Annotated in this window: 17 protein-coding genes; 4 read left to right on the forward strand and 13 right to left on the reverse strand. The window is 73.5% G+C overall.

Going from position 1 to position 21,614, the window contains the following annotated elements:
• On the forward strand, window positions 1–2,257 hold a 2,257-nt coding region (locus V7E45_RS17650), incomplete at its 5' end, for a nucleotide-binding protein (protein ID WP_333775130.1).
• A gap of 72 nt (window positions 2,258–2,329) precedes the next feature.
• On the opposite strand, the gene V7E45_RS17655 is transcribed toward V7E45_RS17650, so the two are convergent.
• The 9 genes from V7E45_RS17655 to rimP all read right to left on the reverse strand — a co-directional run bounded on the left by V7E45_RS17655 (window position 2,330) and on the right by rimP (window position 14,419).
• Window positions 2,330–3,277 carry a bifunctional riboflavin kinase/FAD synthetase gene (locus V7E45_RS17655; protein WP_333775131.1) on the reverse strand — a complete coding sequence of 316 codons (948 nt, stop codon included), beginning with the start codon at window positions 3,275–3,277 and terminating at the stop codon, window positions 2,330–2,332.
• A gap of 139 nt (window positions 3,278–3,416) precedes the next feature.
• A complete protein-coding gene (locus V7E45_RS17660; protein ID WP_443056080.1) occupies window positions 3,417–7,175 on the reverse strand; it encodes a trypsin-like peptidase domain-containing protein in 3,759 nt (1,252 codons plus the stop codon).
• A 274-nt stretch (window positions 7,176–7,449) separates the two neighbouring features.
• Window positions 7,450–8,355, reverse strand: a complete 906-nt coding sequence (gene truB, locus V7E45_RS17665; protein ID WP_333775132.1) for a tRNA pseudouridine(55) synthase TruB — start codon at window positions 8,353–8,355, stop codon at window positions 7,450–7,452.
• Window positions 8,352–8,831, reverse strand: coding sequence for a 30S ribosome-binding factor RbfA (gene rbfA / locus V7E45_RS17670; RefSeq protein ID WP_333775133.1), 480 nt, complete (start codon window positions 8,829–8,831; stop codon window positions 8,352–8,354). The genes truB and rbfA overlap by 4 nt, the downstream gene beginning before the upstream one ends.
• Window positions 8,832–8,881: 50 nt before the next feature.
• On the reverse strand, window positions 8,882–9,175 hold the full coding sequence (locus V7E45_RS17675; RefSeq protein WP_333775134.1) for a DUF503 domain-containing protein: 294 nt from the start codon (window positions 9,173–9,175) through the stop codon (window positions 8,882–8,884).
• Between the two features lie 196 nt (window positions 9,176–9,371).
• The gene (infB, locus tag V7E45_RS17680) at window positions 9,372–12,362 is read right to left on the reverse strand and encodes a translation initiation factor IF-2 (protein ID WP_333775135.1); all 2,991 of its coding nucleotides are present in this window, start codon (window positions 12,360–12,362) and stop codon (window positions 9,372–9,374) included.
• Window positions 12,363–12,525: 163 nt separating this feature from the next.
• Window positions 12,526–12,807 carry a YlxR family protein gene (locus V7E45_RS17685; RefSeq protein ID WP_020942562.1) on the reverse strand — a complete coding sequence of 94 codons (282 nt, stop codon included), beginning with the start codon at window positions 12,805–12,807 and terminating at the stop codon, window positions 12,526–12,528.
• Window positions 12,808–12,908: 101 nt separating this feature from the next.
• On the reverse strand, window positions 12,909–13,907 hold the full coding sequence (gene nusA / locus V7E45_RS17690) for a transcription termination factor NusA (RefSeq protein ID WP_333775136.1): 999 nt from the start codon (window positions 13,905–13,907) through the stop codon (window positions 12,909–12,911).
• A gap of 2 nt (window positions 13,908–13,909) precedes the next feature.
• Window positions 13,910–14,419 (reverse strand): ribosome maturation factor RimP, encoded by a 510-nt coding sequence (rimP, locus tag V7E45_RS17695; protein WP_333775137.1) that lies wholly within the window; start codon window positions 14,417–14,419, stop codon window positions 13,910–13,912.
• A gap of 217 nt (window positions 14,420–14,636) precedes the next feature.
• Here rimP and V7E45_RS17700 point away from each other — a divergent pair, with 217 nt between their 5' ends.
• The 3 genes from V7E45_RS17700 (at window position 14,637) to V7E45_RS17710 (ending at window position 16,763) form a co-directional block, all read left to right on the forward strand.
• On the forward strand, window positions 14,637–15,161 hold the full coding sequence (locus tag V7E45_RS17700) for a hypothetical protein (RefSeq protein ID WP_333775138.1): 525 nt from the start codon (window positions 14,637–14,639) through the stop codon (window positions 15,159–15,161).
• A 71-nt stretch (window positions 15,162–15,232) separates the two neighbouring features.
• Window positions 15,233–15,706, forward strand: a complete 474-nt coding sequence (locus tag V7E45_RS17705; RefSeq protein WP_333775152.1) for a ferritin-like domain-containing protein — start codon at window positions 15,233–15,235, stop codon at window positions 15,704–15,706.
• Window positions 15,707–15,854: 148 nt separating this feature from the next.
• Complete coding sequence (locus V7E45_RS17710; protein WP_333775139.1) at window positions 15,855–16,763, forward strand: aminoglycoside phosphotransferase family protein; 909 nt, start codon at window positions 15,855–15,857, stop codon at window positions 16,761–16,763.
• Window positions 16,764–16,923: 160 nt separating this feature from the next.
• Here V7E45_RS17710 and V7E45_RS17715 read toward each other — a convergent pair whose 3' ends face one another.
• From V7E45_RS17715 to ispG, 4 genes are all read right to left on the reverse strand, one after another.
• Window positions 16,924–18,627, reverse strand: a complete 1,704-nt coding sequence (locus tag V7E45_RS17715) for a proline--tRNA ligase (RefSeq protein ID WP_333775140.1) — start codon at window positions 18,625–18,627, stop codon at window positions 16,924–16,926.
• A 73-nt stretch (window positions 18,628–18,700) separates the two neighbouring features.
• On the reverse strand, window positions 18,701–19,231 hold the full coding sequence (locus V7E45_RS17720) for a GNAT family N-acetyltransferase (RefSeq protein ID WP_333775141.1): 531 nt from the start codon (window positions 19,229–19,231) through the stop codon (window positions 18,701–18,703).
• Between the two features lie 140 nt (window positions 19,232–19,371).
• Window positions 19,372–20,220 (reverse strand): GNAT family N-acetyltransferase, encoded by an 849-nt coding sequence (locus tag V7E45_RS17725; RefSeq protein ID WP_333775142.1) that lies wholly within the window; start codon window positions 20,218–20,220, stop codon window positions 19,372–19,374.
• 152 nt (window positions 20,221–20,372) lie between these two features.
• On the reverse strand, window positions 20,373–21,530 hold the full coding sequence (gene ispG / locus V7E45_RS17730) for a flavodoxin-dependent (E)-4-hydroxy-3-methylbut-2-enyl-diphosphate synthase (RefSeq protein WP_333775143.1): 1,158 nt from the start codon (window positions 21,528–21,530) through the stop codon (window positions 20,373–20,375).
• Between the last annotated feature and the right edge of the window lie 84 nt (window positions 21,531–21,614).

Consider the following 21,614-nt stretch of genomic DNA (forward strand, 5'->3'; position numbering starts at 1 on the left):
CCCCCAGGGCGCTCCGCCCGCCTGGACGCCCCCGCCGCCCTCGCCGCAGGGCGGTCTGCCGCCGCTGCCGCCGTCGTACCAGCCCGCCGCTCCCGCCCCGGCGGCCCAGTGGCCCGTGCAGCCGGCGCCGCAGCAGCCGGGGCCGGTGCCCGGTCAGGCGCAGCCCGTCGCCGCGCAGGGGGCCGAGGGCGTGCCCGGGCCGCAGCAGCCGTTCCAGTCGCAGGCTCCGCAGCCCGCGCCCGCCGCCTGGAACCAGCCGGGCGCCCCCGGGCCGGTGCCCGGGCAGCCGCCGGTCGCCGCGCAGCAGGGCGGCCCTACGCCTCCCAGCGGTTACGGCTTCCCGCAGCCGGGGCAGCAGCCGTTCCCGAACGGGCCCACCCCGCCGGGTGGTTACGGCTTCCCGCAGCAGCCCGGCGCCCCCGACTCCGCGCCTCAGCCGAGTGGTTACGGCTTCCCCCAGGCCGAGCAGCAGCCCGCCGCGCCCAGTGGACCCGACGGACCCCCGCCGCCCAGTGGTCACGGTTTCCCGCAGCAGCCCGGCGCCGCCAACCCCCCTGCACAGCCCAGTGGTTACGGATTCCCTCAGCCCGGCCGGCAGCCCGGCGGACCCGACGGGCCCACCCCGCCCAGTGGCTACGGCTTCCCGCAGCCCGGGCAGGAGTGGGTGCCTTCGCAGGGCGCCGAGTCGGGGCAGGTGCCGCAGCAGCCCGCGCAGCCGCAGGCGGTCGATCCACGCGCCGGTGCCGCCTGGCCGCAGCCCATCCAGCACGACCAGCGGCAGCCGACCAACCCGGGTGCCGCGCCGCTGGGTTACACCGCGGCCGTGGAGCTGTCCTCGGACCGGCTGCTCAACAACCGCAAGCAGAAGGCCAAGAGCGGCCGGCCCGCCGCCGCGTCGTCCCGCTTCAAGCTGGGCGGCAAGAAGGAGGAGGCCGAGCGGCAGCGGAAGCTGGAGCTGATCCGCACGCCGGTGCTGTCCTGCTACCGGATAGCGGTCATCAGCCTCAAGGGCGGCGTCGGCAAGACGACGACCACCACCGCCCTGGGGTCCACGCTCGCCTCCGAGCGGCAGGACAAGATCCTCGCCATCGACGCCAACCCGGACGCCGGCACGCTCGGCCGCCGGGTGCGCCGGGAGACCGGGGCGACCATCCGTGACCTGGTCCAGGCGATCCCGTACCTGAACTCGTACATGGACATCCGCCGGTTCACGTCCCAGGCGTCCTCCGGTCTGGAGATCATCGCCAACGACGTCGACCCGGCCGTGTCGACCACGTTCAACGACGAGGACTACCGGCGCGCCATCGACGTGCTCGGCAGGCAGTACCCGGTCATCCTCACCGACTCGGGCACCGGTCTGCTCTACAGCGCGATGCGCGGGGTGCTCGACCTCGCCGACCAGCTCATCATCGTCTCCACGCCGTCGGTCGACGGTGCGAGCAGCGCCAGTACGACGCTGGACTGGCTGTCGGCGCACGGCTACGCCGATCTCGTCTCACGGTCGATCACCGTCATCTCCGGGGTCCGTGAGACCGGAAAGATGATCAAGGTCGACGACATCGTGTCCCACTTCGAGACGCGCTGCCGCGGGGTGATCGTGGTGCCGTTCGACGAGCATCTGGCCGCCGGTGCCGAGGTCGACCTCGACATGATGCGGCCGAAGGTGCGGGAGGCGTACTTCAACCTCGCCGCGATGGTGGCCGAGGACTTCGTACGGCACCAGCAGGCGCACGGGCTCTGGACCAACGACGGCAACCCGCCGCCGGTGGCCGCCCCGCCGATGCCGGGCCACCAGATGCCCGGCCAGCCGATGCCCGGTCAGCCGTACGGGCAGGGCCCCGGCCAGCCGTACCCGCAGGCCCCCGGTCAGCCGTACCCGCAGGCCCCCGGCCAGCCGTATCCGCAGGCGCCGGGCCAGCCGTACCCGTCCGCGCCGGGGCAGCAGCCCTACCCGCCCCAGCAGGCGCAGCAGCCCTACCCGCCGCAGCAGGGACAGCCGGGGCAGCCGTATCCGGGGCAGCCCCAGCCGCAGCCTCACGCGCAGGGCGCCCCCGGCCAGCCGTACCCGCCGCAGCCCGGCCACCCACAGCCCGGGCAGCCCCAGCCCCAGCCCCAGCCGGAGCAGGCTGCCCAGGCCCCGCACCCGCAGGCCCAGCCGCAGCCGCACCCACAGGCCCAGCCGCAGCCGTACCCGCAACCCCACCAGGGCGAGCCGGCCCCGCAGGGGCAGCCTCCGCAGGCGCCGCCGCAGCGGTAGCGCGACACGACCGAGGGCGGCCGGTGCACACTGCACCGGCCGCCCTCGTGTGTCACGGACACCCCGGAGGGGCTACGCCTCCGACGCGACGATCTCCCGGCAGCGCTTCACGTCCTCGGTCATCTGCTCCAGCAGCGCCTCGAGCGACTCGAACTTGGCCTGGCCGCGCACATAGGCGAGGAAGTCGACGGCGACGTGCAGGCCGTACAGGTCGAGGCCGACGCGGTCGATGGCGTACGCCTCCACCGTGCGCTCGGTGCCGTCGAACTGCGGGTTGGTGCCGACGGAGACGGCGGCCGGCATGATCTCGCCCTGCGCGTGCAGGTAGCCCGCGTACACGCCGTCGGCCGGGATCGCGGTGTGCGGGAGCGTCTCGACGTTGGCGGTCGGGAAGCCCAGTTCGCGACCGCGCTGGGCGCCGCGGACGACCACGCCCTCCACGCGGTGCGGGCGGCCCAGGATCTCCCGGACCCCGGCCATGTCGCCCTCGGTGACCAGGCGCCGGGTCAGCGTGGAGGAGAACGGCTGACCGCCACCGGCCTCGCCGGAGACGAACAGGTCGACGACCTCGACCTCGAAGTCGTAGATCTTGCCCTGTTCGGCGAGGAACTCGACGTCACCGGCCGCCTTGTGGCCGAAGCGGAAGTTCGGGCCCTCGACGGCCGCCTTGGCGTGCAGCTTGTCGACCAGGACCTTGACCACGAAGTCGGCGGGCGACAGCTTCGAGAACTCGGTGGTGAAGGGGAGGACGAGGACCGCGTCGACGCCCAGATCCGCCATCAGCTCGGCGCGCCGGTGGTGCGGGGCGAGCAGCGGCGGGTGGCTGCCGGGGCGGACGACCTCGCTGGGGTGCGGGTCGAAGGTGACGACGACGGCCGGGACGCCCAGCTCACGCGCGCGGTCGACCGCGTGCCTGATGATCAGCTGGTGGCCGCGGTGGACGCCGTCGTAGGAACCGATGGTGACGACGCTGCGCCCCCAGTCCTGGGGGATGTCCTCCAAGCCACGCCAGCGCTGCACTGTGACCGCTCCTCGAACCCGTGTCCGTGTCTACCGTTGACCTGTTGTGCAGGTCTAAGGGTGCCATGCCGGGTGGCTCGGGCCCGCATCGGCATGGAGGCTGTGACCCGGCGCACGTTCCCCCCGGCGGGTGCGCCGGTCAGGCCGGTACCCGTACTGACCCCGCCAGGTTCTCGATCATGCGGTGGGCGCTGGGGCCCACCACCGCGGCCCAGTCCTGCGGGCTCTCGCCGAGCCAGCGCGCCATCCGGGCCGCGAAGCCGGGGACGTGCCGGGCCAGGACGACCAGGCTCCAGTCGAAGCGGGTCGCGCCGTCGGGGGTGCGGCCGAGGAGCAGGCCCGTGCGGTGGACCAGGGCACGCAGCTCCGCGTCGCGGCCGTCGCCGTGCGGAGCCGCCGCGTGCAGGACGGCGTCCAGGACGTCCGGGTTCCGCTCGCGGGCGAGCAGGGTGTCCAGCAGTTCCTCGCGCAGGGCGCGGGAGGCCGGGGCGCCGGGGGCGGCGAGGACGCCGGCGAGGGCCGCTCTTACCCGCTCGGAGCCGCTGTCGAACAGGCCGGTGACCAGAGGCAGCAGGGTGGCGCGGGCGGCCGGGCCCGCGTCGAGGCGGCGGTCGACGTACGCGGCCAGATGAGCGGCGGAGTCCGGCCGCGGTGCCGCCGTCTCCTGGATCAGCGCGGCGATCCGGCCGGTGAGCGCCGGGTTGGTGACGTCGGCGAGGGCGCGCAGCGTCTCCCCGGTGTCCGCGCCGCGGCGCAGGCGGCCCCCGAAGGCTTCCAGGACGGGTCCCGCGTGGGTGGTGAGGACGGGGATCAGGGCGTCGGGCGGGATGCGCGGGTCGCCGTCGGCGAAGTGGCGCAGGGCCTCGGCGAGATACCGGGCGCGGGTCTGCGGGTCGCGGACCAGGAGGGTGAGCGCGCCGCCGTGCAGGGGGCGGTCGGCGGGGCGGGCGAGCAGGGCGAGGGCGGCGTAGCGCAGCAGCTCGCGGTCGGCGGCCGAGTGGGCGTGGGCGGCCACGCGCAGGCCGGACGCCAGGGCCGCGGCCCGGCGGGCGGGGTGCTCGTCGTGCGCCCAGCGGTCGACGGCCCGGCAGACGGCCGAGGGCTCGTCCTCGGCGAGGACGGCGAGCAGTTCGTCGGCCCGTGGGTGCGCGCTGCGCACGAGTTGTTCGGTCAGCTCGTCCAGGGCGCCGTGCCGGTGCGTGTGCAGCAGCGCCTGGGCGGCGGTGGCGACGGTGGCGTGCGGGGTCGCGGGCAGCGGCCGCTCGTCGTCGAACCAGCCGATCAGATGGGGCTGTACGGCGGTGGGGTCGGCGGCGAGCAGCCGGGCGGCGGCGTCGAGGTAGCGCTCGCCGGCGTGCTCCCCGCGGTCGGCGGGGCCCGGCGGCGCGCCGTCGGCCAGGACCAGGCGGCGCAGCAGCGCGCAGCGCTCCGCGTCCGGCAGGGGCAGCTCGGTCCAGAAGGCGGGGCCGAACTCGGCCGGTACGGGCCGCTGTTCGCGGCGGCGGTCGACGATGTGGTCGGCGAGGAGGTGGAGGACGTCCGTGTACGCCGTGGCGTCCGGGACCTCGAGCAGGGTGCGGCCGAGCAACCGGGCGGCCCACCAGGAGGCGGGGTCCCGGTCCAGGGCGTCGGCCAGGTCACGCAGGCGGGCGTCGAGTTCGCCGGGGCCCTGCTGGCGGCCGAGGAGCAGCAGGGCCTGGACGACCGGGCCTGCCCGGTGGTGCGGGACGGCCGGCGGCGCGGTTCCGCCCGGCGTGTGGGGGCGGTGGATCAGGGCGTTCAAGGCCTCGTCGAGGTCGAGATGCGTGCCCTGGATCCAGTCGGCCAGTTCCTCGTGGGCGAAGCGGTAGCCGGGGCCGGCCGGGACCAGGAGCCCTTCGGTGAGGACGGCGGATGCCCAGCCGGAGCCGCCGAGTCGGGCCGGGGCCGGGCCCCAAGGGAACAGCTCCTCGAAGGAGGCGCGGTCCAGGTCGCCCTGGCCGGGGCCGAGGCTGCGCCGGGCGGCCTCGTGCACCTGCCCGGCCACCCGGGCCGCGAGCCGTCGTACGGCCGTGCCGCGCAGCCCGTCACCGGCGGCGATACGGACCGCGACGCGCAGACACATGAGGTCGAGGTGGGCGGCGAACACCTCGTGCCGACCGACCGGCCGGGCGGGGGGCGCGTCGGGGAGTGCGGCGCGGACCTCGGAGAGCAGGCGCAGGGTGAGCGGGTGGCGGGCGTCGCGGCCGGTGACGGCGTCGTCGGGGATGCCGTGGCGGGCGCGAACCAGGCGGGCCTCGTCGTCGGTGAGGCCGGTGAGCGGCACGCACGGCGGCAGGGCGTGCCCGCCGTGCCGCGGCCCGTGCAGCAGGTCCGCCGGGAACTCGGCGCCGGCCCGCTCCCAGTGCTCCTCCCGGCAGGCCACCACCAGCCGTGCCCCCGTGGCCCGCAGCCAGTCGGCCGTTCCCTCGGTCCACGCGGGCAGCCTGTGGGCGAGGGCGGACGGCATCTCCTCGGGGCCGTCGAGCAGGATCAGCAGCGGCCGGCCGGCCCGCTCGGCGAGGCGGGCCACGCGGGTGGGGGTGAGGTCGCCCAGGTCGGTGTGGTGCGTGCCGCGGGAGGCGGCGACGATGCGGGCGGCGCGGCGCAGGGCGCGGCGGGCGGCGTCGGCCACGCAGTCGTCGGTGTCCTTCAGGTCGGCGCCGCGCAGCCACAGGGTGGGCTGGGGCTGCGCGGCCCGGCCGCGGCGGGCCGCGAGGGCCGCGAGTTCCGTCGTACGCCCGCTGCCGGGGGCGCCCACGAGGCCGAGCACGCGGTGGTCACCGGCGGTGAAGGCGGACAACTGCGCCGCCACCTCGGCCCGTTCGACCGCGCGTACCGGGTGTGCGGGGCCGGTGCCGCCGGTGTGTCCGGTGTGGCTGTCCGGGGGGCCGTCCTGGCCCACCGAGGTGGCGGTCAGCTCCAGGACGCCGGCCAGGTTGAGGTCGGCGCCGTAGGCGGGCACGGTGGCCGCGTTGCGGGCGAGCAGCTCGGCCAGGGGGCCGTCGGCTGGCCGCAGCGGGACCGCGAAGCCGTAGTCGCGCCGGGCCGAGTGCAGGGCGGTGCCGAGGACGGCGAGCACCGTGCCGGTCTCCGCGTCCAGCACCGGTCCCCCGGCGGCACCTCCGCCGAGCCGGAGCGCGTCCTGGCCCGCCGTGCCGACGGCCAGTTCCAGGGCGTCCTCGATGAGGTGGAAGCGGTCGGTCGCGGTGTACGTCACCTGTGTCGCGGCCAGCACTCTCGCCTCGCGCCAGCAGCCCGCGGCGATGCGGACGTAGGTGCCGGCCTCGACGCGTTCGCGGGTGGTCAGCGACAGGGGTTCGGCGTCCAGGCCCTCGGTGCGGATCAGGGCCAGGTCCTGCTCGGGCAGCGCGGTGACGGCGTCGGCGCCGACCACGCAGGTGCGGCCGGGGCCGGCGTGCAGCACCAGCCGGGCGAGTCCGTCGACGGCTTCGTGGCTGGTGAGGAGCGTGCCGTGGTGGTCGGCGAGGAAGCCGATGCCGCGCGGGCGGCCGGCCAGGTCGTGGATCCGGACGAGGACGTCCGTGCGAGCCCGCGCGGCGACGAGGCCGGTGCCGTCGTCGCGGTCCGGGAGCGTGGTTGCTTCCTCGTGGTCGGCGACGGCGACGGCGTTCGCCACGTCCGCACGGCCGGCGGCAGCGCCTGCTGCGTCCGGGCGGTCGGCGACAACGCCCGCTGCGTCCGGGCGGTCGGCGACAACGCCCGCTGCGTCCGGGCGGTCGGCAACAGCGCCCGACACGTCCGCACGGTCACCTAGGGCGTGCGCTTCCGCCGGGTCGCCCGGGGCGCGCGTTTCCGTACGGTCGGCCAGGGCGCCAGGGGCGCCGGTACGGTCCGTCCCACCGCTCCGTCCCGCCATGGCTCTGCCTCCCCGCCCCTGCCACGCCCCGGTCCACGTGTCCTCACCTTCGACGGTAGGCACGTGATGATCAGCGGGACAGGTCGCGAGGGGAAAGCGCCCCCTTCCGCTCCCCCGCTTCACTCCGAGCGCCTGCCCGGTCGGGTGAATAGGCGGGAGCGGCTGGATAACCCTAGGGGTGGGGGAACCGAGGGGGGACCGTGGAGCGGCGGCGAGTGGCAGTACCCCGTGGCCGCCGCTCCACGGGCAGGCGCCCAGGGCGGGGTTCTTCGGGTCAGCCGAAGACGGCCAGGCTCTTCGCCTTGCCCTTGTGCTCCTCGACCAGCGCGAGGAGGCGGCCCTCGGGGCCGAACACGGCGACGGCACCGGCGCCCGTGTACTCCTCGGGCATCTCCAGGCGCACCCCGTTGAGGAGCAGCCGGGAGCGCTTGGCGTCCACGTCCCAGCGCGGGAACGCGGCCGAGGCGGCCTCGGCGACGGGCATCACGGTCAGCTCCTGCTGGAGCTGTTCGAGCGTCTTCGCGGCGTCCAGCTTGTACGGTCCGACGCGCGTGCGGCGCAGCGCGGTCAGATGGCCGCCCACGCCCAGGTCGGCGCCGAGGTCACGGGCGAGGGCGCGGATGTAGGTGCCGGAGGAGCAGACCACCGAGACCACCAGGTCGAGCACGGCGGTCCCGTCCTCGGCCACGGCGTCCCGGACGTCGTAGACGGCGAAGGAGGAGACGGTCACCGGCCGGGCGGGAATCTCGAACTCCTCGCCCTCGCGGGCCCGCTTGTACGACCGCACGCCGTCGATCTTGATGGCGCTGACCTTGGACGGCACCTGCATGATGTCGCCGGACAGCTTGGCGATGCCGGCGTCGACGGCGTCGCGGGTCACCTTGGAGGCGTCGGTGGAGGAGGTGATCTCCCCCTCGGCGTCGTCGGTCAGGGTGTTCTGGCCCAGGCGGATGGTGCCCAGGTACTCCTTCTCCGTGAGGGCGAGGTGCCCGAGGAGCTTCGTGGCGCGCTCGACGCCGAGGACGAGGACGCCCGTCGCCATCGGGTCGAGGGTGCCGGCGTGGCCGACGCGGCGCGTGCGTGCGATACCGCGCATCTTGGCGACCACGTCGTGCGAAGTGAAGCCCGACGGCTTGTCGACGATGACGAGGCCGTCGGGCGTGGTGTGCTTCTGGGTCATTCCGCGGCGTCGCCGTCCGTGTCGGCCGTGTCGGCCGTGTCGGCGGCCTCTTCGTCGGCCGGCTTGCGGTACGGGTCGGCGCCACCGGCGTACGCGGCGCCCGCGGAGGCCTCGCGGACCTTCGCGTCGGACTGCCGCGCCTTGTCGAGGAGGTCCTCGATGGTCTTGGCGGTGTCCGGGAGCGCGTCGGCGACGAAGGTGAGGGTCGGCGTGAACTTCACGCCGGCGGCGCGGCCCACCTCGGAGCGCAGGATGCCCTTGGCGCTCTCCAGGCCTGCGGCCGCTTCCTGCCGCTCCTCGTCGTCCCCGTAGACCGTGTAGAAGACGGTCGCCTCCCGCAGGTCGCCCGTGACCCGGGTGTCCGTGATGGTGACGTGCGAGCCGAGCCGCGGGTCCTTGATCCCGCGCTGCAGCTTCTGGGCCACCACCTCCCGGATGAGGTCCGCCAGCCTTTTCGCCCGCGCGTTGTCGGCCACTGGTCCGTCTCCCGTTCTTTCTTCTTCAACGTTCTGAGGTGTTCTGAGGTCTAGTCGTCGTCGCCGTGGATGCGCCGTCGCACGGACAGCAGCTCCACCTCGGGGCGGCCGGCGACCAGCCGCTCGCACCGGTCCAGTACGTCGGTGAGGTGCGTGGCGTCGCCGGAGACCACGGCGAGGCCGATGAGCGCCCGCCGGTGGAGGTCCACGTGATCCACCTCCGCCGCGCTCACGGTGTACTTCCGCTGGAGTTCGGCGACGATCGGGCGGACGACGGAGCGCTTCTCCTTCAGCGAGTGGACGTCGCCGAGGAGCAGGTCGAAGGACAGAGTCCCCACGTACATGTGTAACCGGTTCACCCGCCGGCCCGGGATCGATGGCCCCGGGTCCGTGTGGCCGGGGACATCAAGAACGGTACCCCGTTCCCACCCGAGGCTCGACGGGGTTTTGCCGCACCCGGACCCGCCGTGGCGGGCCCGGGAACGGCGCGCTGGCCGACGGGACCAAAGTCCCGTCGGCCAGCGTCAGGCACCGTGGGTGTTACACCCGCGGCTTCTCCCGCATCTCGTACGTCGCGATGACGTCGTCGACCTTGATGTCGTTGAAGTTGCCGAGGTTGATACCGCCCTCGAACCCTTCGCGGATCTCGGTGACGTCGTCCTTGAAGCGACGCAGACCGGAGATGGTGAGGTTCTCCGCGACCACCTTGCCGTCGCGGATGAGGCGCGCCTTGGTGTTGCGCTTGACCTCGCCCGACCGGACCAGGACACCGGCGATGTTGCCCAGCTTGGACGACTTGAAGACCTCGCGGATCTCCGCCGTACCCAGCTCGACCTCTTCGTACTCCGGCTTGAGCATGCCCTTGAGGGCCGCCTCGATCTCCTCGATCGCCTGGTAGATGACCGAGTAGTACCGGACGTCCACACCCTCGCGCTCGGCCATCTGCGCCGCGCGGCCGGCCGCGCGGACGTTGAAGCCGATCACGATGGCGTCGGAGCCCATCGCCAGGTCGATGTCGGACTCCGTGACCGCACCGACGCCGCGGTGCAGGACGCGGATGTCGACCTCTTCGCCGACGTCCAGCTGGAGCAGCGAGGACTCGAGGGCCTCGACCGAACCGGACGCGTCACCCTTGATGATCAGGTTCAGCTGCTGGACCTCGCCGGCCTTCAGGACCTTGTCCAGGTCCTCCAGCGACACGCGGCGCGTGCGCTTGGCGAAGGCGGCGTTGCGCTCACGGGCGGCACGCTTCTCGGCGATCTGACGGGCCGTACGGTCCTCGTCGACCACCAGGAAGTTGTCACCCGCGCCCGGGACGTTGGTCAGGCCCAGGACCTGGACCGGCGTCGACGGACCGGCCTCGGCGACGTTGTTGCCGTTGTCGTCGAGCATGGCGCGCACTCGGCCGTAGGCGTCGCCCACGACCATCGTGTCGCCGACCCGCAGCGTGCCTCGCTGGACGAGGACCGTCGCCACGGCACCACGGCCGCGGTCGAGACGGGACTCGATCGAGATGCCCTGCGCGTCCTGGTGCGGGTTGGCCCGCAGGTCGAGCGAGGCGTCGGCCGTGAGGACCACGGCCTCCAGCAGCGAGTCGATGTGCAGACCCTGCTTGGCGGAGATGTCGACGAACATCGTGTCGCCGCCGTACTCCTCGGCCACCAGGCCGTACTCGGTCAGCTGACCGCGCACCTTGGTCGGGTCGGCACCCTCGACGTCGATCTTGTTGACCGCGACCACGATCGGCACGTCGGCCGCCTTGGCGTGGTTGAGCGCCTCGACCGTCTGCGGCATGACGCCGTCGTTGGCCGCGACGACCAGGATCGCGATGTCGGTCGACTTCGCACCACGGGCACGCATGGCGGTGAACGCCTCGTGACCCGGGGTGTCGATGAAGGTGATCTTGCGCTCTTCGTCGTTGACCTCGGTCGCGACCTGGTAGGCACCGATGTGCTGGGTGATGCCGCCGGCCTCGCCCGCGATGACGTTCGTCTTGCGGATGGCGTCGAGCAGTCGGGTCTTACCGTGGTCGACGTGACCCATGACGGTGACGACCGGCGGGCGGACCACCAGGTCCTCCTCGTCGCCCTCGTCCTCGCCGAACTCGATGTCGAAGGACTCGAGCAGCTCGCGGTCCTCCTCCTCGGGGCTGACGATCTGAACCGTGTAGTTCATCTCGCCCGCGAGGAGCTGCAGCGTCTCGTCGGAGACGGACTGCGTGGCCGTGACCATCTCGCCGAGGTTCATCATGACCGCGACGAGCGACGCCGGGTTGGCGTTGATCTTCTCCGCGAAGTCCGTGAGCGACGCGCCGCGGGAGAGGCGGATGGCCTCGCCGTTGCCGCGCGGCAGCATCACGCCGCCGACGCTCGGGGCCTGCATGGCCTCGTACTCCTGGCGCCTCTGCCGCTTCGACTTGCGGCCACGACGCGCGGGACCACCGGGACGGCCGAAGGCGCCCTGCGTGCCACCGCGGCCACCGGGACCACCGGGACGGCCGCCGAAGCCGGGACGGCCACCGCCGCCACCGCCGGGACCACCCGGACGGCCGGCGAAGCCACCGCCACCGCCACCGGGACCACCGGGACGGCCGGCGAAGCCACCGCCACCGCCACCACCGGGACGACCGGCGAAGCCGCCGCCACCGGGACGACCGCCGCCGCCACCGGGGCGACCGGCACCGCCGGGACCGCGACCGCCGCCACCGGGGCCGGGACGCGGGCCGGCAGCGGGACGCTGCGGCATCATGCCGGGGTTCGGACGCGGACCGGCCGGGCCGGGACGCGGGCCGCCCTGCGGGCGGGGCATGCCGGCGGGCGACGGACGGGAACCGCCCGGACCCTGCGGACGCGGACCGCCGCCCTGCTGGCCGGGAGCCTGCGGACGGGGACCGCCGCCGGGGGCACCGGGGCCACCCGGACGCGGACCGCCCTGCGGGCGCGGGGCCTGCGGACGGGCCATGCCGGTGGAGCCACCGGAGGTGAAGGGGTTGTTACCCGGACGCGGACCGGCCGGACGGGCACCCGAACGCGGGGCCTGACCACCGGAACGCGCGCCGCCCTGACCCGGGCGGGCAGCCTGGCCCTGACCCGGACCGGACGGACGGCCGCCGGGCTTGGGACCACCCGGACGGGCGCCGGGACGCGGACCCTGCGCGGCCGGAGCCTGCGGGGCCTGCGGGGCCTGCGGGGCCTGGGCTGCCGGAGCCGGCGGAGCGGTGAACTCCGGCGCGGCCGGAGCCGGACGCGGCGCGGGCTTGGGACCCGGAACCGGACGCGGGCCCTGGGCCGGCGCGGGCGCCGAGGGAGCCGACGACGCGGCGGGCTTGGGGGCAGCCTTGCGCGGGGCGGGCTTGCCGGCGGACTTGCCGGAGCCTCCCTGGAAGGCGTCAGTCAGCTTGCGTACAACGGGCGCTTCGATGGTCGAAGACGCCGAACGTACGAATTCACCGAGTTCTTGGAGCTTGGCCATGACGGCCTTGCTCTCCACGCCGAACTCCTTGGCGAGTTCGTATACCCGGACCTTAGCCACTTCGCTCCTTTGAGGTCCGGGTGAAGCCGGACCGTCGCTACTTCATGGGCGTACTCATCGCGTACTCATCGAGTGCTCATCGCAATCTCGACCTGCTTTCGACTCGCGAGGTACCAGGCCGCACGGGGGCTTCCGCGCGACGCTTTCTTACCGTGTTGCCTGCTCAGCAACTGTCCGTCTGCTCGACGTACCGACGCAACGCCTTTATGTCGAGCGGTCCCGGGACGCGAAGCGCCCTCGGGAACGCCCGGCGGCGCACCGCCTGGTCGAGGCAGACCGGGTCGGGGTGAACGTACGCACCCCGGCCGGGCAGCGTACCGCGAGGATCGGGAACGCACTGCTCCTGATCCGCCACGGTGCGCAGCAGAACGTCCTTGGCCGCTCGCTGCCTGCACCCCACACAGGTGCGCTCAGGGCATGCGCGGGCTCGCGTCCGGCCAGACACTCCTAAGTCTACCTCCCCGGACCGACCTCACCCCTCCGGGGGTAAAGTCGGACACTTGGCTGCTCCAGGCTGACGTGATCTCAGCGGCTCACGGCCGAGATCTATTCCCCGTCCCGCTCCCCGGGCTGCTCGGTGTCCGGACGGATGTCGATCCGCCAGCCGGTGAGCCGGGCCGCGAGCCGGGCGTTCTGCCCTTCCTTGCCGATCGCCAGCGACAGCTGGTAGTCCGGCACGGTCACCCGGGCGGACCGCGAGGCCAAGTCCACGACCTCGACCTTGCTCACCCGAGCGGGTGACAGGGCGTTCGCCACCATCTCCGCCGGGTCGTCCGACCAGTCGACGATGTCGATCTTCTCGCCGTTCAGCTCGCCCATCACGTTGCGCACCCGGCCGCCCATCGGGCCGATGCAGGCGCCCTTGGCGTTCAGGCCCGAACGGGTGGACCGTACGGCGATCTTGGTCCGGTGACCGGCCTCACGGGCGATCGCGGAGATCTCCACCGAGCCGTCGGCGATCTCCGGCACCTCCAGGGCGAACAGCTTCTTCACCAGGTTCGGGTGCGTGCGCGACAGCGTCACCGAGGGACCGCGGACACCCTTGGCCACGCGGACCACGTAGGACCGCAGCCGCATGCCGTGCTGGTAGTTCTCGCCGGGCACCTGCTCCTGCACCGGCAGGATGGCCTCCAGCTTGCCGATGTCGACCAGCACGTTCTTCGGGTCGCGGCCCTGCTGGACCACACCGGTGACGATGTCGCCCTCACGGCCCGCGTACTCGCCGAGCGTGGCGTCGTCCTCGGCGTCGCGCAGCCGCTGCAGGATCACCTGCTTGGCGGTGGTCGCGGCGATCCGGCCGAAGCCGGACGGGGTGTCGTCGAACTCGCGGGCCTCCTGGCCCTCCTCGAGGTCCTCCGGGTCCTCCTTCGCCCACACGGTCACATGCCCGGTCTCCCGGTTGAGCTCCACGCGCGCGTGCCGGCGGCTTCCCTCGGTGCGGTGGTAGGCGATGAGGAGGGCCGACTCGATCGCCTCGACCAGCAGGTCGAAGGAGATCTCCTTCTCCCGGACCAAGCCCCGCAGGGCGCTCATGTCGATGTCCACGGCTACGCCTCCTCCTCTTCCTTCATGTCCTTCTTGTCCTTGCGGTTGAACTCGACCTGCACGCGCGCCTTGGCGATCTCCGGGAAGCCGAGCCGGCGGGTGGTGGCCTTGCGGCCCTTCACACCGGGAACCTCGACGTCGAGCCCCTCCTCGTCGACCGTCAGGATCCGCGCGACCAGCTCGCCGCCCTCGGCGAGCTGGAACTTCACCAGCCGGTCGGTGGCGCGCACGAAGTGCCGGTGCTCGCTCAGGGCGCGCTCGGCGCCGGGGGTCCCGACCTCCAGGTCGTAGGCGGCGTCGCCCATCACGTTGGTCTCGTCGAGCTTCGCCGAGAGCGCGCGGCTCACATCGGCGATCGCGTCCAGGTCCGCCCCGGTGTCGGAGTCGACGACCACGCGCAGCACCCGCTTGCGTCCCACGGAGTCCACGGCGATCTCTTCGAGATCCAGCCCTTGCGAGGTGACGAGCGGTTCGAGCAGCTCTCGCAGCCTCTCGCTCTGGGTGGTGCTCATCCGGGTGACTCCTCGGCCGCGTGTGCTGTTGTGGGTTGGGGCGCGTGTCTGATCAAAGGGTATCCGGTCGGGGGGAGTGTTGCCGTCCACCTGTGTTCACGCGGTGCCGGTGGGTGGTGTCCGCGGGGCGCGCGGGTACGGTGATCACGGGCGTGCCGCCCGCCGGCTGTTCTTCCTTCGCCGTTCCTTTCGTACGAGTGCCCCGAGGACGTCTGCAGTGCCGTACACCCCACCGCCGCGCACCCTTTCGGGGCCGCGCAGAAGATCCCTGATCGCGTCGGCCGCCGGGGCCGCCCTGCTGGTGGGCTGTTCGGCCGCTCCCGACTCCGGGAACGCCGGCCCCTCGCGCGCCGCGCGGGCACGCGCGCGTGCGGCGCGGGACAGCGCGGCGCTCCTGGAGCGCTACGACGCCGTCGCCGCCGCCCACCCGGCGCTGGAGGAACGGCTGCGGCCGCTGCGCACCGCGGTGGCGGCGCACGCCGAGGCGTTCGGCGGCGCCGAAGCCGCGAAGTCCCCCTCCCCCGCGGCCGCGACCGCCTCCGGCTCCGCCACGGCGACCCCGCCGGCCGTGCCCGCCGCCCCCAAGGACGCCCTCGCCTCTCTCGCCACCGCCGAGCGCGACCTCGCCGACCGGCGCGCGAAGGCCCTGCTGGACGTGCCGGGCGAACTGGCGCGGCTGATGGCCTCGGTGGCGGCCGCCGGAGCGGCGCACGCGTACCTGCTGACGGAGGGGGCGAAGTGAGCGACGAGAAGCACGGGACGGACCGCGCGACCGCGCGGAGATCGGCCGAGGACACCGACCGCGAGGCCGAACTGACGGCGCTTCAGTCGGCGCTCGCGGCCGAGCACGCGGCGGTCTACGGGTACGGCGTCGTCGGCGGGCGGATCGGCGGGCGCCGACGCGCCGAGGCGCGCGCGGCGTACGACGCGCACCGGGCACGACGCGACGCGCTGGTGCGCGAGGTGCGCGACCTGGGCGGCGAGCCGGTCGCCGCGAGCGCCGCGTACGCGCTGCCGTTCCAGGTGCCGGACGCGGCCACGGCGGTACGGCTGGCCGCCCGCCTCGAGGAGCGGGTGGCCGGTGTGTACTCCGACCTGGTGAGGGCGGCGACCGGTGAGCGGCGCGGCACGGCCGCCGGGGCGCTGCGCGAGGCAGCGGTGCGGGCGGTCCGCTGGAGCGGGGAGAGCGTAGCCTTCCCTGGGCTCGCCGAACGGACTGTCGTCGGCACCGGCGCCGACGACACCGGTGCGGCCGGACCCCGCGGGTCGGCGTCCGGGGCACCGTGACGGCACGGTGACCGCGTCCGTGGCGCGGTGATCGCGCCACCGCGGGTACGGGAACCGGAGGATCCGGGAAGGGCCGGGCAGGGCCGGAAGGGGCCAGGACGGGCCGGGAAAGGCCAGGGAGACCGGAGAGAAGGGAACGGACTCGCGCATGGTTTTCGAACCGCCGCAGCGGCTGGTGCGAGCGCTCGGTGAGACGGCGCCGGCCGGCGACGACTGGCTGGCCCGGCTGCCCGGTACCGCCGGGCGGGCGGTCGCCCGGCGCGAGTTGACCGTGGAGCGGGTCCAGGTGCCGGGCGGGCGCAGCAGCCTCGTGGTGCTGGTCCGGCGGCCCGACGGCACTCCGGCGGTACTTAAGCTGGCCCCCGCCCGGGCCCGCCCCGAGAGCGAGCGGGCCGCGCTGGCGCACTGGGCCGGCCTGGGCGCCGTACAAATGCTGGAGTCGGACGACGAGGACACCACCGACGGGACGCTGCTCCTCGAGCGGCTGCACCCGGACGTGTCGGTACGGTCGCTGCCGGAGGCGAAGGCCCTGCTGGAGGCGGCCGGGACGCTGCGCCGGCTGTGGGTCGAACCGCCCGGCCACCACACCTTCGAGACGGTGGCGGAGCGCACCGGGCGGCAGGCGGAGGCCATGCGGGCCGGCGCCCTGACCGAACCCGAGGCGGCGCCCCTGGTGGAGGCTGCGCTCACGGCCCGCGCGGAACTGCTGGCCGCGCCGCCCGACCACCGGCTGCTGCACGGGACGTTCCGGCAGAGCAAGGTGCTCGCCGGGGACCGGATGCCGTGGCTCGCGGTGGGCCCGGACCCGGTGGTCGGCGAGAGCGCGTTCGACCTGGCGCGGCTGGTACGGGACCGGGTGGAGGACCTGATCGCCACGGCGTCCGGCCCCTCGACCACGCGGCGCCGCATCAAGCGGCTCGCGGAGTCCCTGGAGGTCGATCAGGACCGGCTGCGCGGCTGGACGCTGTTCCGGGCCGTGGAGTCCGGCGTACGCGCCTTCCGGGTGGGGCGCCCCAAGGACGGCGAGCTGCTGCTGGAGTTCGCCGGCTGGCTCTAGAACGGCGGACGGCGGACGGCGGACGGCGGACGGCGGACGGCGGACGGCGGGCAGGAAACGGAGACGGCCCCGCGCCCTAACGGGCGGCGGGGCCGAGTCCGTGCCGGGCCGTCGGTACGGCCGCGGGACGATCAGGCCGCCAGGTGCGGCCGCGGGGTGATCAGGCCGTCAGGCGGGCGATCGCGTCCTCGACGGACAGCTCCTCGCGCTCACCGGTCCTGCGGTCCTTCAGCTCCACAACGCCCTCGCCGGAGCGGCGGCCGGCCACCAGGATCTGGGGCACGCCGATCAGCTCGGCGTCGGTGAACTTCACGCCCGGGGAGACCCCGGCCCGGTCGTCCACCAGGACGCGGACGCCCGCGGCGGCCAGCTTCTCGGCGACGTCGAGCGCCAGCTCGGTCTGCAGGGCCTTGCCGGCGGCGACCACGTGCACGTCGGCCGGGGCGACCTCCTTGGACCACACCAGACCCTTGTCGTCGGCGGTCTGCTCGGCGAGCGCGGCGACGGCACGGGAGACACCGATGCCGTACGAGCCCATGGTGACGCGGACCGGCTTGCCGTTCTGACCGAGGACGTCGAGCTTGAGGGCGTCGGCGTACTTGCGGCCCAGCTGGAAGATGTGGCCGATCTCGATGGCGCGGTCCAGCTTCAGGCCGGTGCCGCACTTCGGGCAGGGGTCGCCCTCCTGGACCACCACGACGTCCACGTACGCGTCGACCTCGAAGTCACGGCCTGCGACGACGTTCTTGGCGTGGGTCTGGTCCTTGTTGGCGCCGGTGATCCAGGAGGTGCCGGGGGCCACGCGCGGGTCGGCGATGTAGGTGACCTTCTCGCCGAGCCCCTGCGGGCCGACGTAACCGCGCACCAGGTCGGGGCGGCCCGCGAAGTCGGCCTCGGTGACCATCTCGACGGTGGCCGGGGCGAAGTGCGCCTCGACCTTGCCCAGGTCCACCTCACGGTCGCCGGGCACGCCGACGGCGACGATCTCGCCGTCCACCTTGACCAGCAGGTTCTTCAGGGTGGCGGAGGCGGGGACGCCGAGCGAGGCGGCCAGGGTCTCGATGGTCGGGGTGTCCGGGGTGGGGATCTCCTCCAGCGCGGGCACTGCCGAGCCGTCCACCGCCTTGAGCTCGTAGACCACGGCCTCGGTGTTCGCCGCGAAGTCGCAGTTCGGGCAGTCCGCGAAGGTGTCCTCGCCGGCCTCGGCCGGGGCCAGGAACTCTTCGGACTTGGAGCCGCCCATCGCGCCGGCGGTGGCGGCGACGATGCGGTAGTCGAGGCCGAGGCGCTCGAAGACGCGCCGGTAGGCCTCGCGGTGCAGGGCGTAGGACTTGCCGAGGCCCTCGTCGTCCAGGTCGAAGGAGTACGAGTCCTTCATGAGGAACTCACGGCCGCGCAGGATGCCGGCGCGGGGCCGGGCCTCGTCGCGGAACTTCGTCTGGATCTGGTACAGGATCACCGGCAGGTCCTTGTAGGACGTGCACTGGTCCTTGACCAGCAGGGTGAAGATCTCCTCGTGGGTGGGGCCGAGGAGGTAGTCACCGCCCTTGCGGTCCTTGAGCCGGAACAGCTCCTGGCCGTACTCGTCCCAGCGGCCGGTGGCGTCGTAGGGCTCGCGCGGCAGCAGGGCGGGCAGCGAGACCTCCTGGGCGCCGATGGCGTCCATCTCCTCGCGGACGATCCGCTCCACGTTGGCGAGGACCTTCTTGCCCAGGGGCAGCCAGCTCCAGATGCCGGCGGCGGTGCGGCGGACGTAGCCGGCGCGGACGAGGAGCTTGTGGCTGAGGACCTCGGCGTCCGCCGGGTCGTCGCGCAGCGTCTTCACCATCAACTGGGACATGCGCTGGACCGGTGCGTTCGCCATGGCTCTCTTACTCCTGACGGGAAAGGGTGATGGCAAGGAGGTTAGCCGGGCCGCCTGTGCCGGTGGAAATCGGTTAACGGCGCCGCAGCGGCAGCGGGGCGCCCATCACGGCGTACGGCTTGGGCGCGCTAGGGAAGTGGACCTGACGGGCGAGGTCGACGTAGCCGAGGGAGTGGTACAGACCCCGCGCCGGGCTGTCCATGTCGATCGCGGAGAGGATCGAGCGCGGTTCGGCGGCCTCGTCCGTGATCGCGGTGATCAGCCGACGGCCGACGCCCAGGTTCTGGTGGTCGGGGTGCACGTGCAGCTCGGTGATGACGAAGGAGTCGTCCAGCCAGCCGTCGTTGTCCCGGGCGCGCAGGTAGGGCTCCACGACGGTGGACCACCAGTGGGTGCGGGAGTTGGGCATCCCGTAGACGAAACCGACCAGGCGGCCGCGGCTGGTGGCACCGAGGGCGCGCGCACCCCTGTACTGCATGTGCCGCTGGACGATCTGGCGGCGTACGGCGACCTCTTCGGCGCCCAGCCCGAAGGCGACGGCCTGCACCGCCAGGGCCTCGTCGACGTGGGCGGTGAGGTCCAGGGGGCCGATCACGACGTCCATGCGGGGAGCGTACAGGGCGATCACCCGCGGGTGACCGGGCACCGGCGCACCCGCGGGTGACCGGGCGCCGGCGCCCGCAACCGTCCGGCACGGCCCGCGCGCCCCGGGCCCGGGGGGCCGCCCCCGGCCCCGGCCTCCGGCTAGAACAACACGCTCATGAACGCACCGGTCTCCTGGAAGCCCACCCGCCGGTACGTCCGCCGGGCCGCCGTGTTGAAGTCGTTGACGTAGAGGCTGACCACCGGGGCCACGTCGGCCAGCGCGTACCGCAGGACGGCGGCCATGCCGGGCGCCGCCAGGCCACGACCCCGGTACTCCGGCGCCACCCACACCCCCTGGATCTGACAGGCATGGCGCGTCGCCGCGCCGATCTCCGCCTTGAAGACCACCCTGCCCTCGTCGTCGAGGCGGGCGAAGGAACGCCCGGAACCGACGAGCTCGGCCACCCGGGCCTGGTAGAGCAGCCCGCCGTCCCCGGCCAGCGGGGAGACGCCCACCTCCTCGGTGAACATCGCCACGCAGGCCGGCATGATCATCTCCATCTCGTCCTTGCGGATGCGACGGACGTAGGGGTCCGGGGCGATGTCGGCAGGCATCTGGTCGGTGACCATCAGCGGCTGGTGGGCCCGGACCTCGCGGGCGGGACCCCACTGGGGTTCGAGAAGGCGCCACAGCCGGGCGGTGGGCCCGGCCGGCCCGACGATCGAGGAGCAGCGCCGCCCCGCCCTCCTGGCCCGGTCCGCGAAGGCGCGTACGGCCCGCGGGGTGGCGCAGATCGGTACGAGGTTGGCGCCCGCGTAGCACAGGGACGTGAGCATGCCGTCCTCGTACCAGCCCCACATCTCGCCGCCGAGCCGCCACGGGTCAAGGCCCGCGACCTGGACCCGGGAGGTCACGAAGGCGTTCGCGACCGGCTCGCGGTCGAGGACGGCGAGCGCGGCGTCAAGGTCGCTCGGTTCGAGCACCCGTGAGGTGGTCTGGGTCAACACGTGCGGGGCCTCACCCTGGGGTTCTGCTGATCTCCGCACTATAGCCGCGCCGCTTTGGCGGTGCGCCCCGGAATTCGGGGCGTTACCGGTCACCGGGCGGCCGCACGTCGGTGGTGCCTCGTCGCGCGCTCCCCCGCGCTCCCGCGGGGCGCTCAGTCGGCGACCGAGACGGACGGCTCGCCGGAGGTGACGCCCTCGGCCTCCATCTGCTCGGCGAGCTTCATGGCCTCCTCGATGAGGGTCTCCACGATCTTGGACTCGGGGACGGTCTTGATGACCTCGCCCTTGACGAAGATCTGGCCCTTGCCATTGCCGGAGGCGACGCCGAGGTCGGCCTCGCGGGCCTCGCCCGGTCCGTTCACCACGCAGCCCATGACGGCGACGCGCAGCGGGACGTCCATGCCGGTGAGGCCGGCGGTGACCTCCTCGGCGAGCTTGTAGACGTCGACCTGGGCGCGGCCGCAGGACGGGCAGGAGACGATCTCCAGGCCGCGCTGCTTGAGGTTCAGCGACTCCAGGATCTGCAGACCGACCTTGACCTCCTCGGCCGGCGGGGCCGAGAGGGAGACGCGGATGGTGTCGCCGATGCCCTGGGAGAGCAGGGCGCCGAAGGCGACGGCCGACTTGATGGTGCCCTGGAAGGCCGGGCCGGCCTCGGTCACGCCGAGGTGCAGCGGGTAGTCGCAGGCCTCGGCGAGCTGCCGGTACGCCTCGATCATGACGACCGGGTCGTTGTGCTTGACGGAGATCTTGATGTCGCGGAAGTCGTGCTCCTCGAAGAGGGACGCCTCCCACAGGGCCGACTCCACCAGCGCCTCGGGGGTCGCCTTGCCGTACTTCTGGAGCAGACGGCGGTCCAGGGAGCCGGCGTTGACCCCGATGCGGATCGGGGTGCCGTGCTCCTTGGCGGCCTTGGCGATCTCCCGGACCTTGTCGTCGAACTGCTTGATGTTGCCGGGGTTGACGCGGACGGCGGCGCAGCCGGCCTCGATGGCCGCGAACACGTACTTGGGCTGGAAGTGGATGTCCGCGATGACCGGGATCTGCGACTTGCGGGCGATGGTGGCGAGGGCGTCGGCGTCGTCCTGGGTGGGGCAGGCGACGCGGACGATCTGGCAGCCGGACGCGGTCAGCTCGGCGATCTGCTGGAGCGTGGCACCGATGTCGGACGTGCGCGTCGTCGTCATCGACTGCACCGAGACAGGCGCGTCCCCGCCGACCGCCACGGAGCCGACCTGGATCTGCCGGCTCTTGCGGCGCTCGGCGAGCTTGGTCGGAACGGACGGCATGCCGAGAGAAATCGCAGTCATCTGCTGTGCAACCCCAAGTCGTGGATCAAGGTCCGGTCCCGTGAACGGCGGGCTCCAGGCTTCGAGATTACGGCACTGCCCCGG

This window comes from Streptomyces sp. IBSBF 3136, from assembly GCF_036815105.1.
Lineage (GTDB): Bacteria > Actinomycetota > Actinomycetes > Streptomycetales > Streptomycetaceae > Streptomyces.